This is a genomic window from Streptomyces sp. MK7 (assembly GCF_032658145.1).
GTDB classification, from domain to species: Bacteria; Actinomycetota; Actinomycetes; order Streptomycetales; family Streptomycetaceae; genus Streptomyces; species Streptomyces spiralis.
The window spans coordinates 39,645-54,343 of record NZ_JAVACL010000029.1 but is presented as its reverse complement, the minus strand read 5'-3'; the positions used below and the strand labels follow the sequence as shown (position 1 = coordinate 54,343).

Genomic DNA, 14,699 nt, shown 5'->3' with positions numbered 1-14,699 from the left:
GATCGAGTACAACGGTGGCGGAGGCCACCAGATGGAGAGCGTGACCGGTAATGGCCCAGCAGCCGCCCCTTCTCCGCGATGTCATCGACATCAAGGAGTCCATCTCCACCTCGGACTTCGTGCTGTCCCTCTCCGAGGCGACGACACCCGAGGGCGCCGAGCACGCGCTCAAGGACTACGTGGTCACCGAGCGGCTGCTGGAGAACTTCGACGAGGCGCTGGACCTCATCAAGTCCGCGCTGGACGGGCACCGCTCCAAGGCGGCATATCTCCACGGCTCCTTCGGTTCCGGTAAGTCACACTTCATGGCCGTGCTGTACGCGCTGCTCAGCGGCAACCCGGCCGCCCGCGCCCGGACCGAGTTCGACCCGGTGCTGACCAGGCACGAATGGCTGAGCACGGACGGCAGGAAGTTCCTGCTCGTGCCGTACCACATGCTCGGCGCGAAGGCCCTGGAACAGCGGGTGCTCGGCGGATACGTGCACCACGTCAAGAAGCTGCACCCGGACGCCCCGACCCCGCAGGTGTACCGGACCGACTCCCTCTTCGCCGACATCCGCGCCATGCGCGCCAACATGGGCGACGAGGCCGTCATCCGCGGCCTGGGTACCAGCGACGCGGACGACGAGGAGGAGGACGAGTGGGGCGAGGGCTTCGCCTGGACCCCGGAGCTCCTCGACACCGCGCTCGCCGCCGAGGAGAACCACGAGGCGGGCGTATCGCTGAATCTCCTCAACCCCTCCACCCCGTCCGAGCTGCGAGCCAAGCTGGTCAACGACGCCGGCACCAACCTCCTCCCCGGCTTCACCAAGAACGCCGCCGAGGACGAGCACGGCTTCATCTCGCTGGACGCCGGTCTGTCCGTCATCGCCGAGCACGCCAAGTCGCTCGGCTACGACGGCCTGATCCTGTTCATGGACGAGCTGATCCTGTGGCTGGCCACCCTCATCCACGACCAGAAGTTCGTGGCGCGCGAGGCCAGCAAGATCACGAACTTCGTGGAGGGCGGCGACGCCCGCCGCGCCATCCCCGTCGTGTCGTTCATCGCCCGCCAGCGCGACCTGCGCGAGCTGGTCGGTGAGGAGGTGTCCGGCGCGGCCGAGTCGTCCATCCAGGACACCCTGAACCTGGCCTCCGGCCGGTTCGACAAGATCACCCTGGAGGACCGCAACCTCCCGCAGATCGCCCACGCCCGCCTCCTCAAGCCCAAGGATGCCGAGGCGGCCAAGCAGGTCGACGCGGCCTTCGAGCAGACCAAGCGGGTCGGCCCGCAGGTCTGGGACACCCTGCTCGGCTCGGAGAAGGGCACGACCGGCGCGGACGCGGAGTCGTTCCGGCTGACGTATCCGTTCTCGCCGGCGTTCATGGACACCCTCGTCCACATCTCCTCCGCGCTGCAGCGCTCCCGCACCGGTCTGAAGCTGATGGGCCAGCTCCTCGCCGACCACCGCGACGAGATCCGCCTCGGCCAGCTCGTCCCCGTCGGCGACCTCTACCCGGTGATCGCGGAGGGCGGCGACAAGCCGTTCACCGACAGCCTGAAGGTCGTCTTCGAGGCCGCCGACAAGCTCTACAAGACCAAGCTGCGGCCGTACCTGCTCAGCTCGTACGACATCACCGAGGACGACGTCGAGCAGTACCGCAACCGTCCCGAGTCCCTCACCGACCCGAAGCGACTGGGCGGCTGCCGGATGTTCCTCGGCGACAACCGGCTGGTGTGCACGCTGCTGCTCTCCGCGCTCGCGCCCAGCGTGCCCGCCCTGTCCGAGCTGACCATCCGGCGGCTCGGCGCGCTCAACCACGGGTCGGTGCTCGCGCCGATCCCGGGCGCCGAGGTCGGCATCATCAAGAACAAGGTCGCCGAGTGGGCCGCCCGGTTCCCCGAGATCAAGGAGACCGGCACCGACGCCAACCCCGGCGTGCGGCTGGAGCTTTCCGGCGTCGACGTGGACTCCGTCATCGCCAACGCGCAGGTCAACGACAACCCCGGCAACCGGGTCGCGCTCGCCCGCCGCCTGCTCTCCGAGGAACTGGGCGTCGAGCACGGCCAGTTGAGCGACCAGCTCAGCTTCACCTGGCGCGGCACCGCCCGCACCGCCGAGATCGTCTTCGGCAACGTCGCCGACGAGGACGAGCTGCCCGACCACGACCTGATGCCGCAGGAGGAGGGCCGCTGGCGCATCGCCATGGACCTCCCCTTCGACGAGGGCGAATGGGGACCGGTCGAGGACGTCAACCGCATCCAGCGGCTGCGCGAACGCCAGCAGGGCGAACGGTCCCGCACCGTCGCCTGGCTGCCCGCGCACCTGTCCGCGCAGCGCTTCGCCGACTTCCGGCGCCTCGTCGTCATCGACAAGGCACTCGCCGACGAGCACCGCTTCGACACCCAGTACGCCGGCCACCTCAACGCCGACAACCGCAGCCGTGCCAAGGGGCTGCTCGAAACACAACGCGAGGCACTGCTCAAGCAGGTCAAGGGCGCCTTCAAGCAGGCGTACGGCCTCGCGCAGAAGCAGCCCGCCGACGTCGTGCCCGACTTCGACGACCACCTCGTCGCCCTGCCCGACGTCGACGGCCTCACTCTGTCCTTCGGGCAGAACATGCACGACGGCATCCGGCACGTCGCGGGCAAGCTGCTCGCCCACCAGTACCCGGCCCACCCCGACCTCGACCCCGACGCCACCGGCACCGCCGTCAAGCCCGCCGACACCAAGAAGGTGTTCACCCACGTCCGGGCCGCCGCCGAAGCCCGCGACGGACGCGTGGAGGTCCCGGCCGCCGACCGCAAGCTCATGCAGCGGATCGCCGGACCCCTGCGCCTCGGACAGCAGAAGGAGGCGTACTTCGAGCTGTCCCGCTACTGGGCCGACCACTTCCGGCAGCTCGCCCGCTCCCAGGGCGTCACAGGTGACCTGTCGCTGATCACGCTCACCGACTGGACCGACAAGCCCGACCCGCGCGGCCTGCCCGACTTCCTCGCCCGGCTCGTCGTCGCCGCCTTCGCCGAGATGGACGACCGGGTCTGGGTGCGCGGTGGCACCGTCCTCGACCCGGCGCCCGAGCTGAGTGCGATCAAGGACCACGACGCGCTGCGCAGCCAGCCGCTGCCCGCCGAGTCCGACTGGGACACCGCACGACAGCGCTTCGAGACGATCTTCGGTTCGAAGCCGCCCGCGCTGCGGCGCGGCCGGATGGTCAACCAGTTCGCCCGCCAGATCATCGAGGCCGCCCGCACCCACCGCGACCACGCGGCCGACCTGGTGCACCAGTTGGAGGCCCACGCCTCCTTCCTCGGCCTGGACCAGACCGCCGACACCGGACGGCTCGCCCTCGCCCGCCGCTCCCTGGAACTGCTGGACGCGGTCACGGCGGAGTCCGGCAAGGGCGCGGCCGGGGCGAAGAAGACCGTGGAGGCCCTCGCCTCCTTCGCCCTGGGCGAGACCAGCGCCGACCGGTACGGCACCTCCATCAAGAAGGCCCGCGCCGTCGCGGAGGCCGTCGCCTCCGCCCCCTGGAGCACCTTGGAGCTTGCCGCCGGACTCGGCCCTGAGGGCGAGGCGCTGCTCGACTCGCTGCGCAACGTGGCCCGCGACGACCAGCGCACCGCCGACCTGCGCGACGCCCTCACCCGCACCCAGCGCGAGGTCGTCGCCCTGATCAAGCGCGCCCAGGCCGCCGCCACCCCGCCGCCCGCGCCCGTCACCCCCCAGCCCTCCTCGGCCGGTGACCTGTCCCTGGACACGCCGACCAGCGACCCGCGCATCCCCTACACCCAGCCGCAGGAGACGCCCTCCCCGGCGAGCGGTGGCGCTACGGCGCGGAAGTCCGGACGCCGCAGCACGACCGTGTCCCGGGCCGCCGCCGACCTCCAGGCGGAGCTGGCCGAACTGGCCGCCCGCCACCCGAACGCGACCATCGAGATCACCTGGCAGGTCATCGAATGACGGACACCGCCACCGCCGCGCCCGGTGCGGTACGACTGAACGCCGCGACCGTCACCCAGTACCTGTCCTCCCAGACGCACCTCGCCGCCTCCCTGACGGGGCAGGAGCAGGGGCGGCGCCGGGTCGTGCTGCTGCGGTCCGCGCCGCAGTGGGACGGCCCCGCCGAACCCGTCTGGGGCGAGGGCCTCACGGCCGGTGTCGCGGTGGCGCCGTCCCCACTCGCCGTCCACGAACTCGTCCTCGACCACCTGGCGGGCCGCCGCCCCGGCCCCGCCGTCCTGGTCGTCCTCACCGACCGCGAGCAGCACGAACTGGACCCGGCGATCCTCGCCCGCGTCCACAAGCTGCGCATCGACACGGTCGACAGCTGGGACGTCGTCCGCGAGGCGTTCGGCGCCCGGCAGATAGACCCCCGGCTCAAGGACGTCAACTGGGCCGCCGAGGCCCTGCTCGACGCCACCCCGCCCGGCGGCTGGCCGGCCGTGCCCGGCGGCTGGCTGTCCCGCCAGTACGCCCTCACCGCGCTCGCCCAGCGCCGACTGTGCCTGGGCCGCTACGACACCGAGGGCGGCACGCGCCGCCCCGGCGACGACCGGCTCGACGCCCAGGCCCTGCTGCACTGGTCCACCCGACCCGGAGCCCCCGAACGGTTCCTGGCCCTGCGCGGCCCCGAACGCTCCGGACTGGCCGCCTTCCTCGGCGAGGAGGATCAGGCGGGCCTCGCCGGACGCGCCCTGCTCGCCCTCGTCGACGCCGAACGCGGCGCGGACGCCGCCGCCTTCGGCCTGGTGTGCGCGGCGCTGTGGCAGCACGCCGAGCCCGCCCCCGAGATCTACCGGGCCCGGGGCCGCGCCGAACGCTACTTCGGCGACCAGCCCCCGGCGACCGGCGAGCAGCTCGACGCCCTGGTGACCGTCCTCGGCCGGGCCGCCGAGGAGTACGTGACCACGCTGCTGGCGACCGGACACCGCACCGGCGGCACCGACGCCGAGCAGGCACGCGAGGCACGCCGCACCACCGGCATCGTGCTCGACCGGGCGTCCGCGCTGGCCCGCCAGTTCGGCGCGGAGGAGGGCGCGGCGGCGAGCCCCGTCCTGCGCGGCGGACTCGAGGCCCGGTTCACCGCCGTCGGCCGAGCCCTCGCGGCGGGCGACACGGCCGCGGTGACGGACGCCGTCCGTCGCCTGGAGGACCACCGGCTGGCCGCCGAACCGGAGGAGTCCGCCCGCATCGAACGCGCCCGCATGGGCCAGCGCCTCGCCCGCTGGCTGGCCACCGACCCGCCCGCCGACGCCCCCACCGTCGCCGACGCCATACAGCGGCACGTCGCCGAGACCGGCTGGGCGGACCTCGCCCTGGAGCACATCGAGGCCGGCGGCGACCCTGACCCCGTCCTCAAGGCCGCCTACGACACCCTCGGCACCCGGGTCAGGGACCGGCGCCGGCAGATCGACGCGTCCTTCGCCCGCTCCCTGGCCGCCTGGACGCAGGCCGGAACCCAGCCCGGCTCCATGCTCACCGTCGAGACCTTCCTCGACCGCGTGGTCGGCCCGGTGGTCCGGCGCGGGGAGGAGCGGCGGGTGCTGCTGCTCGTGCTCGACGGCATGAGCGCCGCCATCGCCAACGAGCTCGGCGAGGAACTGCGCAGCTCCTGGGCCGAGTTCGACCCGCTGCCCGAAGGCGACATCCCGCAGCGACGGGCCATGGCTGCCGCCCTGCCCACCGTGACGGCAGTGTCCCGCACCTCGCTCTTCGCGGGCACCCTGATGAAGGGCACTCAGGCTGACGAGAAACGGCTCTTTCCCGCACTGAAGCTGTGGAGCGGGGCCCCGGCCGCCGTGTTCCACAAGGACGACCTGCGCACCGAGACCGCGGGAGACACCTTCGGCCCGGCGCTCACCGAGGCGCTCGCCGACGGCAGGACCCATGTCGCCGTTGTTCTCAACGCCATCGACGACCGGCTCGCCAAGGAGCAGAAGCTCGGCGACGGCGCCTGGCGGATCGACGACGTGCCCGGCCTGCGCGACCTGCTGCGGGTGGCGGCCGCCCAGGGCATGGCGGTCGTCCTCACCAGCGACCACGGCCACGTCGTCGACCGGCACGGTACGAAGGTCGACACCGCCGCCGATCCCGCGTCCGCCCGCCACCGCCTGCCCGGCGACGGCCCGCTCGCCGAACGCGAGGTCGCCCTGTCCGGACCGAGGGTGGTCTGGCCCGAGCCCGGCGCGTCCGTCGTCGCCCTGTGGGACGCCGATTCCCGCTACACCGCCCTCAAAGCCGGCTACCACGGCGGGGCGTCCCTCGCCGAGGTCACCATCCCGCTGCTCGCCTTCCTGCCCTTCGGCGCGGAGCCCCCCAAGGGGTGGCGGGAACTGGGCGACCAGCGGCCGAACTGGTGGGCCCCGGAGGATACCGGCAGAACGCCGCTGGCGAGTGAGCCCACCGTCCGGCCGGCCGGAACGGTCCCCGCTCCCAAGAAGCCGACCGGGAAGGTCAAGAAGGAGCAGGCGGAAGTCGCCCGGACCCACGACGCGCTCTTCGACGTCGCGCTGACCACCGGGGGAGAGGACTCCCTGCTCACCCCGGCCGTCGTCTCGCGAACCGAGACAGTGGTGACGGCGCTGCTCGACTCGGAGACGTACCAGGCGCAGCTCGGTGGTCTGGCCCGCAAGCCGCAGCAGGAACAGGTGCACAAGGCACTCGCCGCTCTGCTGGACGCGGGCGGCACCCTGCCCGTGACCGCGCTCGCCCAGCGCGCCGGCATGCCGGTCACCCGAGGCGACGGCTTCGCCGCCGTCCTGCGACAGCTCCTCAACTACGACGGCGTACAGGTCCTGGAGACCCTGCCCGACGGCCGCACCTTGCGGCTCCACGGGGCGCTGCTGCGGGAGCAGTTCGCCTTCGGAGCGGGCTGACGACACGGCTCGGGTGCCTCAGGAGCAAGGTCCGAGGCACCCCGAGTGGTCCGTCGTCAGACGGTGATCTCACCCGCGTAGGCGGTGGCCGACGATGGGGCTGCGAGCTACGCGACACCTGCACGAAGACGGTGTGAGCCGAGATCGCGTGCCCGCGGTGAGAGAGGAGCGGCCCCACCCCGCTACCTCACGGCGCGAACTCCCGCAGCACCTTCGCGAAGGTCGTCAGCTCGTCGATCATCTCCGGCGGGAGCGGCTTCTCGTCGAAGTGGGCGATCCGGTTGCGGATGTCCTTCACCCGCTTCAACAGGCCGATGAACTGTTCCCTGGGCATGTTGGGCCACTTCAAGGCCGCCCAGTTGCGGTCGGCCCGCTCGGCGAGGGATTGCTTCGTCTGGTCGCCGTCCAGGAGCCTCAGGTAGTCGCCGAACATCAGGTCCGACACCTGGCCGGTGCGGTGTTCCGGTTTCTTGTTCGTCTGGACCGCCTTGATGGTCTCCGTGTCCAGCGCCGCGCCCAGGCAGCGGCGCAGCAGCGATTCGATCTCGCCCACGATGAAGAAGGGGCGTGCCGCGCCTTCGAATCGATCTGTGACGTCCGCGGCGGTGACGATGCCCGAGAGGCAGCCGTCGTCGCCGCGGACGAGCAGGTAGCCGTGCTCGCGGATGACCGGGAGGGCGGCGAAGAACTCCTGGCGGGCGTCGAAGACGGGCAGTTCGTCCCTCTCCATCGCGTTGTCCAAGGTGGCCGGCTTCCCAGCCCCGTACATCTTGGCCACGGACCCCCAGGTGACCACCCCGTGGACCTGCGCCATGCCGGTGGTCACCGGGATCTGGGAGTAGCCCTTGGTGCGCATAAGGAAGGTCGTCTGGGACAGAGGAGTGCCTGGTCCCACGGACACCAGGCCGCGCCGCGTCGAGGGCATGTCGCCGAGCAGCAGCCGCTGCGGCAGGGCGTGCGAGGGCAGGGCCTCGTCCGCCTCGTCGGCCTCACCCTCCGGTGCGGCCGACGTGCGCTGCGCCGGAACGGCCGCCAGCGGCACGACGTCGACAGTGCTGCGCAGACCGCAGACGGCGAAGTCCGGCAGCGTGGTCAGTCCGACGTCCGTCAGGGCCTGCGAAATCCGGTGAACCGTTCGGTGGTCGCGGACCCTGACCCGGAACAGGTCGAGGATCTCCTGCACGGACACGGTCCTGCCCTTGAGCGAGGCGACGTCCTGCTCGTGAGGCATGGTCGTCATCGGGCGTCGTCCTCCGGCAGGTCGCGGAGCATCGTCTTCTTGCCCATGGCGGAGTGCACCAGGTCCTGCAACTGCTTGGAGCGGTCGTGGTAGAAGCGCTCGTAGTCGTTCTCGCGCAGGGCGTACGGATCGATCAGGTGGGTGGTCAGGACGTCGTCGAACCATTCGGGACGCGTGTCGGACGCGGCGATCATGGTGGCCAGGTAGGACGACGGCGCACCCGTCATGTCCATCGCGGCACGGTACGACAAGGGTGTCTTGTTCACGATCGAACTCGTGGGCAGCCCATGGCTGTTACCTCGCCGGAACCACGTCTTGGGGAAGATCTGCCGGATGTCCACGCTGTACTCGTCCAGCCGGCCGGGACTGAGCGGGGCGTCCGTGTGATGCCAGTCCACGGCCCCCTGCTTGATCAGCAGGGCGTAGATCCCCTTGTAGGCGGCGCTGTTGCGCGTGGTGAGGGTGTCGAGGCGGTCGGCGAAGAAGAACGCCTCCGTGACCGTCTCGGGCGCCCTCTCGTCCTGCGAGATCCAGGGGACGAGCTGTTCGACGTCCTTGGTGAAGCGCGTCTCTGTGGAGCCGCCGTACATCTCACCGAGGACCCCGCACCAGTACCACTGCTCGATCTTCTCCTCCGCCCCCAGCCCGCCCGTCGCCCTGTCCAGGATGGCGCGGACGGCCGCGAGCGGGACGAGCTGCGTCTTGTACGGCAGATCGGCCGGGCGGACGATGCACTGCCGCTCCAGGAAGTCGCCTACCCAGGCGAAGGCGTCGGCGAGCTTGGGTGCCAGGCGCACGAAGTCGGCCAGAGGAAGGTCCAGCAGATCGCGGCGCTTGCAGGACACCGTGGCCCCGAGGCCCTGCTGCTTCCGCTCCCAGGTGCGCACCAGCGCGATGGCCTGGAGGAAGTCGATGCTGCTCAGCCCGTTCTCGAGGCCGCTCTCCAGACGGCCGAAGACCGGGTACTTGCTCGCCAGCGCCTGCTTGATCTCCCGCCACACCTCGGGAAGCTGGTAGTAGTCCCCGGTGCGTTCGACGTAGTCGCGGTCCCCGGCGTAGGTCGCGGTGAGCAGTTCGAAGACGTTCAGGGGCACACCGCCCGTGTTGACCCGCTCGAACACCGCGCAGACGGCGTCCATGGAGGTGGAGGCGGCCAGCCGGATCATCGGCACCTGGAAGGCGCGGACCTGCTGGAGGACCGCCTCGTCGAACTGGCCCCACAGGTCCCAGTTCCGGTCCTCGTCCGCCTTGATGTACGCCTTCTTCCACTCGTTCACGCGCTGGGCGTCGAAGACGAAGTGCAGGGGGAAGAGGCCGGCCGCGCACTCGGCCTCGGTGGTGCTCAGGTCCAGCACCACGGTGCGGTTGAAGTCCGTCCGGAGCACCTTGTCGGCCGGGACGGACACGATGGCCTCGTCGCGGTCCACCGACGGTCCGACGGCCTTCGCGATGTCGACGTAGTACCACCGCTGGATGGGTTTGTTCCGGGCGTCCGCCGTCTCCACCGGGGCGTCCAGCCACAGGGCCTGGAAGAGGGAGGTGAGGCGCTGCTGCCCGTCCAGCAGCAGGAGGTCGGCCGCCGGATCCCCGTCCGGCCGTGCACCGGTGAGGGTCCGGGACCGGAACCGGGTGGCGCCGCCTGTCTGCAGCGTCATCACGACGCCGAGCGGGTAGTCCAGCGTGACCGTCGCGATGATCGCCCGGATCCGGTCGTCGTCCCACTTCCAGTTCCGCTGGAAGTCGGGCAGTTGTAAGGAGCCCGAGGCGACATCCGCCAGTACGTCCTTGAGCTTCACGTTGTCGAGGGCCGCCATGTGACTCCACTCCCCGCCCTGTTGTCTGTACGGAGAGTGATTTCAGCAGTGCTCTGTGGTGGCGGTCAAGGCGGTTCGCAGGGGTAGGTGCCGGGATCAGGATCCACGTCCCGGCCCGGCGCCCGTGAGCGAGTCCGACCAGATCCTGCACGCGTGACGGCCTGTCTTGGTTACCGGGTTTCCGTCGAGATCGGTTCGAGGAAGAAGAGGCACTGGACCGCGTTGAACTCTCCCACCTTGGCGACGAAGCGGAACTTGTCGCCTGTGCCGACGGTGGCGGGGATGTTCTTGCCGGTCAGTCCCAGGTCGGAAATGTTGACGTTCTCGTACTTGAAGGTCGGGCCGGCCGTCGTGTTCGGTCCCTTGTCGCCAGGGCCGAGGAGGAAGTCGTAGCGGGTGTCGTAGTCACCGTGGGGTGTCATGTCCACGATTGAGCCGTTGAACGCGATCGTCTGGCCTTTGTGCCTCGTCGCAAAGTCCAGGTTCGCATCGTCGCACGAGTCCGCCTTCAGGAGTGCTGCGAACTTCGGGTCGTTCTGGGGCGTAGTCACCTTGGTGGCAGCTGCCTTGGTCGCGGTCGGAGTCGGCACAGCGGAAGGCTTCTCGCCCGCAGCCGCTGCCGACTTATCCGCTCTGTCCGTTTTCTCGTCTCCGTTGCTGAGTGCAGAGGCAACGCCGATGACGACGGCCAGGATCACGAGGACGGCGGCCGCCACGCCGATCAGGAGCCACGGCAGCGGCTTCTTCGGCCGGCGGAAGTTGAGGGTGGAACGGAGCTTGCCCTGCGCCTGCTCCACGAGCTCCCAGCCATCCTTCTGCATCTTCGAGATCACCAAGCCGTCGGTGCCGCGAACTGTCCGCACGGTCTTGTACTCGTACTTGATCTCGTCGGCCATGCGGCTCCGCCCCCTGAATCGACTGCTCATACCAACCGCCTTGCGCAGCATAGGGGAGCCCGCGACTTCCGCGCGGAGTGCCGATGCGCCGCCGGTGCCCCGCCGACAGGAGGGACAGATGCGCCACGACGCGGCACATGTCGAGCGTTGCCATCTGGATGACCGACGTGAAGCCTCCGAGGGCACGAACGCGACCTCGCGGTGAGACTGGCAAGGCGCTTACGAACTGCACATCGTGAACCTTTGCCGAGGCACTGATGCGCAAGAAGATGGGACACTGGTCCCCGTGAGCACCACCGGATCCAAGCGCCCCGCCCGGGTCAGCGTCGCCCGCCGCCGTACCGTCATCGACGCCCTGCGCCGCGGGGCCGTGCCCGAGAGCGGACTCGATCTGCTCGCCACCGGTCTCGACCGGTTCGAGGCGGCCCTCGATGGGGAACTGGACACCGTCGCGTCCGGCGGGTCGGTGTTCAAGGCTGTGCGCGGTGAGTACGGCTCCGGTAAGACCTTCTTCACCCGTTGGCTGGGGGAGCGGGCCAAACGCCGAAACTTCGCCGTGGCCGAGATCCAGATCTCCGAGAACGAGACGCCGCTGCACAAGCTGGAGACGGTCTACCGGCGGCTCACCGAGCGCCTCACCACCTCCAGCTTCCCGCCCAGCGCCCTGCGCCCGGTGGTCGACGCCTGGTTCTACGCCCTGGAGGAGGATGCTCTCGCCGCCGGGGCGACCGAGGACGAACTGCCGGGCGAGGTCGAGAAGCTGCTCGTCGCGCGGCTCGCCGAGGTCTCCCGGGACGCCCCGTCGTTCGCCACCGCCTTGCGCGGCTACCGGGCCGCCCTCGCTAACGGCGACGAGGCGACCGCCGCGGCCGTGCTGGCGTGGCTCGGCGGCCAGCCCCACGTCGCGGCCTCCGCACGCAGGGCCGCCGGCGTGCGCGGCGACCTCGACCACTTCGGGGCCCTCGGTTTCGTGCAGGGGCTCCTCACCGTGCTGCGCGATTCCGGGCACACCGGACTGTTCGTCGTCCTCGACGAGGTGGAGACCCTGCAACGGGTCCGCTCCGACGCCCGCGACAAGGCGCTCAACGCGCTGCGGCAGCTCATCGACGAGGTGCACTCCGGGCGCTTCCCCGGCCTGTACCTCGTCATCACTGGCACGCCGGCCTTCTACGACGGTCAGCAGGGCGTGCAGCGCCTGGCCCCGCTCGCCCAGAGGCTCGCCACCGACTTCACCACCGACCCGCGCTTCGACAACCCCCGGGCGGTGCAGATCCGGCTGCCCGGCTTCACCCAGGAGTCCCTCGTCGGCCTCGGCGTCACCATCCGGGATCTGTACGCGGACGCCGCCACGTCACCCGAGCGCGTGCGGACGGTCGTCGACGACGCCTACGTCGCGGACCTCGCGCGGGCCGTCGGCGGAGCGCTGGGCGGGAAGGTCGGGGTGGCGCCCCGACTGTTCCTGAAGAAGCTCGTCGGGGACGTCCTCGACCGGGTGGACCAGTTCGACGACTTCGACCCACGCAGGCACTACAAGCTGACCGTCGCGAGGAGCGAGCTCACCGACGTGGAGCGGAACCTGGCCGCCACGGTCACCGGCGGTTCAGCGTCCGCCGACGACATCGACCTGGAGCTGTGATGGCGGACGTCGACAGCACGGACGCGGCTGGGCCGACCGGGGAGGGGGCCGACGTACTCGACCGGCTCGACCCCGTCGTCCTGCACCACATCGTCAACACCCTCGGCTGGCCCGACCTGCGCCCACTTCAACGTGCGGCGATCGTCCCGCTCATGCAGGGTGAGGACGCCGTCCTGCTGGCCCCGACGGCCGGCGGCAAGACGGAGGCGGCCTGCTTTCCGTTGCTGTCAGCGATGGCCGAACGGCGGTGGACAGGAACCTCGGTGCTCTACCTGTGTCCGCTCAAGGCGCTTCTCAACAACCTGGTCGGCCGCATCGACGCCTACGCCCAGTGGCTGGGACGGCGCGCCGCCCTCTGGCACGGCGACACCAAGGAGTCGCAGCGGCAACGCATCCGCACTGAGGCGCCGGACATCCTGCTGACCACTCCCGAGTCGCTCGAAGCGATGCTGATCGGCGTCAAGACCGACCATGCGCGGCTGCTCGGGAGCGTGCGGGCCGTCGTCATCGACGAGGTGCACGCCTTCGCGGGCGACGACCGCGGCTGGCACTTGCTTGCCGTACTGGAACGCCTCGAGCGGGTCACCGGCCGGCCCATCCAGCGCATCGGCCTGTCCGCGACCGTCGGCAACCCGAAGCAGTTGCTGCACTGGCTTCAGGGCGCGAGGGCGGGAAGCCGAACAGGTCGCGTGGTCGCCCCGGAGGTGAAGCCGCCCGCGTCTAGTGGGAATGGCGACAGCCGGGGGGCCATCACCGCACAGCACCCTCGACCGGCGGGAGAGGTGGAGCTGGACTACGTAGGCTCCCTCGACAACGCCGCCAAACTCATCGCCGCCCTGCACCGGGGCGAGAAACGCCTCGTCTTCTGCGACTCACGGGCACAGGTCGAGCAACTGGGTGCCGCGCTGCGCGCCCGCGAGGTGACCGTCTTCCTGTCGCACGCCTCCCTCTCTGTCGACGAGCGAACCCGCTCCGAGCAGGCCTTCGCCGAGGCCCGCGACTGCGTCATCGTCTCTACCTCCACCCTCGAACTCGGCATCGACGTAGGCGACCTCGACCGTGTCATCCAGATCGACTCACCCGCCTCCGTCGCCTCCTTCCTGCAGCGCATCGGGCGCACCGGCCGGCGTGCGGGGACCGTACGCAACTGTCTGTTCCTCGCCACGCGCCAGGACACGTTGCTGCAGGCGGCGGGGCTGCTCCTGTTGTGGGCGCGCGGCTGGGTAGAGCCCGTCCTGCCGCCGCCCGAGCCCCGTCATCTAGTGGCCCAGCAACTGCTGGCCGTCACACTGCAACAGCACAAGCTGGGCGATCACTTGTGGGATCAGCAGTGGAATGGGCTGGCCCCCTTCGACCGCTCCGCGACACCCATCCTGCGCTTCCTCACAGATGAGGGCTTCCTTGACTCCGACGGTGGCATGCTGTTCGTCGGCCCGGAGGCGGAACGTCGATTCGGCAAACGGCACTTCATCGAACTCACGGCGTCGTTCACCGCACCCCCGCAGTTCACCGTCCTGTCCGGCCGTACCGAGATCGGCCGCAGTGATCCGAGCGTGCTCACCGAGGAACGGCCAGGTCCCCGGCGGCTCCTGCTGGGCGGGCGTAGCTGGCAGGTGACGTATATCGACTGGCTGCGCAAACGCGTCTTCGTCGAACCGGCGGACGGCGGCGGCGTCGCCAAGTGGATGAACGGCGGCATCGCCGGACTGTCCTACGCCCTCACCCGCGCCATGCGTGAGGTACTGCTCGGCGAGGACCCGCCCGTGTCGCTCACCCGCCGTGCCTTGGCATGTCTGGCCGAACAACGTGAGAGCGACGCACCGGACACCGTGCACCCGGGCGGCACTCTGATCACTCGCGTAGGAGCGGACGTCCGGTGGTGGACCTGGGCTGGCTACCGCGCCAATGCGACCCTCGCCGCCACGTTGCAGTCGGTCACCGATCCCCTGCAACGCCCCGCCGATTGCTGGGTGCGGCTGCGTGAGGATCTCACTCCGGCCGCTTGGCGCGAGGCGCGCGAGAACGTCGGCGAGAACCTGGTGCTTCCTGATGTGGACCACCGAGCGGTCCGCGGCCTGAAGTTCTCTGCTGCCCTCCCGGAACGTCTGGCCGTCGCCACGGTCGCGGCTCGGCTCGCGGACTTCGAAGGCGCCCGCACGGTGTTGTCGGAGCAGGTGCGTCTCGTTGCCCCAAGCGGTTCCGTATGAGACCTCGGAAGCATGTGCCTGAGTGCCCGTAAAGCGGCCTTCCCCGG

The 14,699-nt window shown here is 70.4% G+C and carries 7 protein-coding genes; 4 read left to right on the top strand and 3 right to left on the bottom strand.

Features of this window, described 5'->3' with window-relative positions; translation table 11 throughout:
- Nucleotides 1-50 precede the first annotated feature (50 nt).
- Nucleotides 51-3,944 (top strand): phage resistance protein, encoded by a 3,894-nt coding sequence (locus tag R2S09_RS27055; RefSeq protein ID WP_316743788.1) that lies wholly within the window; start codon nt 51-53, stop codon nt 3,942-3,944.
- A complete protein-coding gene (gene pglZ, locus R2S09_RS27050) occupies nt 3,941-6,859 on the top strand; it encodes a BREX-2 system phosphatase PglZ (protein WP_316743786.1) in 2,919 nt (972 codons plus the stop codon). Before R2S09_RS27055 ends, pglZ begins: the two co-directional genes overlap by 4 nt.
- Nucleotides 6,860-7,046: 187 nt before the next feature.
- Here pglZ and R2S09_RS27045 read toward each other — a convergent pair whose 3' ends face one another.
- From R2S09_RS27045 to R2S09_RS27035, 3 genes are all read right to left on the bottom strand, one after another.
- Complete coding sequence (locus tag R2S09_RS27045; RefSeq protein ID WP_316743784.1) at nt 7,047-8,099, bottom strand: CBS domain-containing protein; 1,053 nt, start codon at nt 8,097-8,099, stop codon at nt 7,047-7,049.
- Complete coding sequence (locus tag R2S09_RS27040) at nt 8,096-9,913, bottom strand: DUF262 domain-containing protein (protein ID WP_316743782.1); 1,818 nt, start codon at nt 9,911-9,913, stop codon at nt 8,096-8,098. Before R2S09_RS27040 ends, R2S09_RS27045 begins: the two co-directional genes overlap by 4 nt.
- 170 nt (nt 9,914-10,083) lie before the next feature.
- On the bottom strand, nt 10,084-10,809 hold the full coding sequence (locus tag R2S09_RS27035; protein WP_316743780.1) for a DUF4839 domain-containing protein: 726 nt from the start codon (nt 10,807-10,809) through the stop codon (nt 10,084-10,086).
- Between the two features lie 286 nt (nt 10,810-11,095).
- Here R2S09_RS27035 and brxD point away from each other — a divergent pair, with 286 nt between their 5' ends.
- Both brxD and R2S09_RS27025 read left to right on the top strand, forming a co-directional pair.
- Complete coding sequence (gene brxD, locus R2S09_RS27030) at nt 11,096-12,445, top strand: BREX system ATP-binding protein BrxD (protein ID WP_316743778.1); 1,350 nt, start codon at nt 11,096-11,098, stop codon at nt 12,443-12,445.
- Nucleotides 12,445-14,652, top strand: coding sequence for a DEAD/DEAH box helicase (locus R2S09_RS27025; RefSeq protein ID WP_316743774.1), 2,208 nt, complete (start codon nt 12,445-12,447; stop codon nt 14,650-14,652). The genes brxD and R2S09_RS27025 overlap by 1 nt, the downstream gene beginning before the upstream one ends.
- The last annotated feature ends 47 nt before the right edge of the window (nt 14,653-14,699 follow it).

Bases quoted from the DNA above. Each gene is read 5' to 3' on its own strand.
- R2S09_RS27055 (WP_316743788.1), top strand. From the start codon at position 51: ATGGCCCAGCAGCCGCCCCTTCTCCGCGATGTCATCGACATCAAGGAG.
- pglZ (WP_316743786.1), top strand. From the start codon at position 3,941: ATGACGGACACCGCCACCGCCGCGCCCGGTGCGGTACGACTGAACGCC.
- R2S09_RS27045 (WP_316743784.1), bottom strand. From the start codon at position 8,099: ATGACGACCATGCCTCACGAGCAGGACGTCGCCTCGCTCAAGGGCAGG.
- R2S09_RS27040 (WP_316743782.1), bottom strand. From the start codon at position 9,913: ATGGCGGCCCTCGACAACGTGAAGCTCAAGGACGTACTGGCGGATGTC.
- R2S09_RS27035 (WP_316743780.1), bottom strand. From the start codon at position 10,809: ATGGCCGACGAGATCAAGTACGAGTACAAGACCGTGCGGACAGTTCGC.
- R2S09_RS27025 (WP_316743774.1), top strand. From the start codon at position 12,445: ATGGCGGACGTCGACAGCACGGACGCGGCTGGGCCGACCGGGGAGGGG.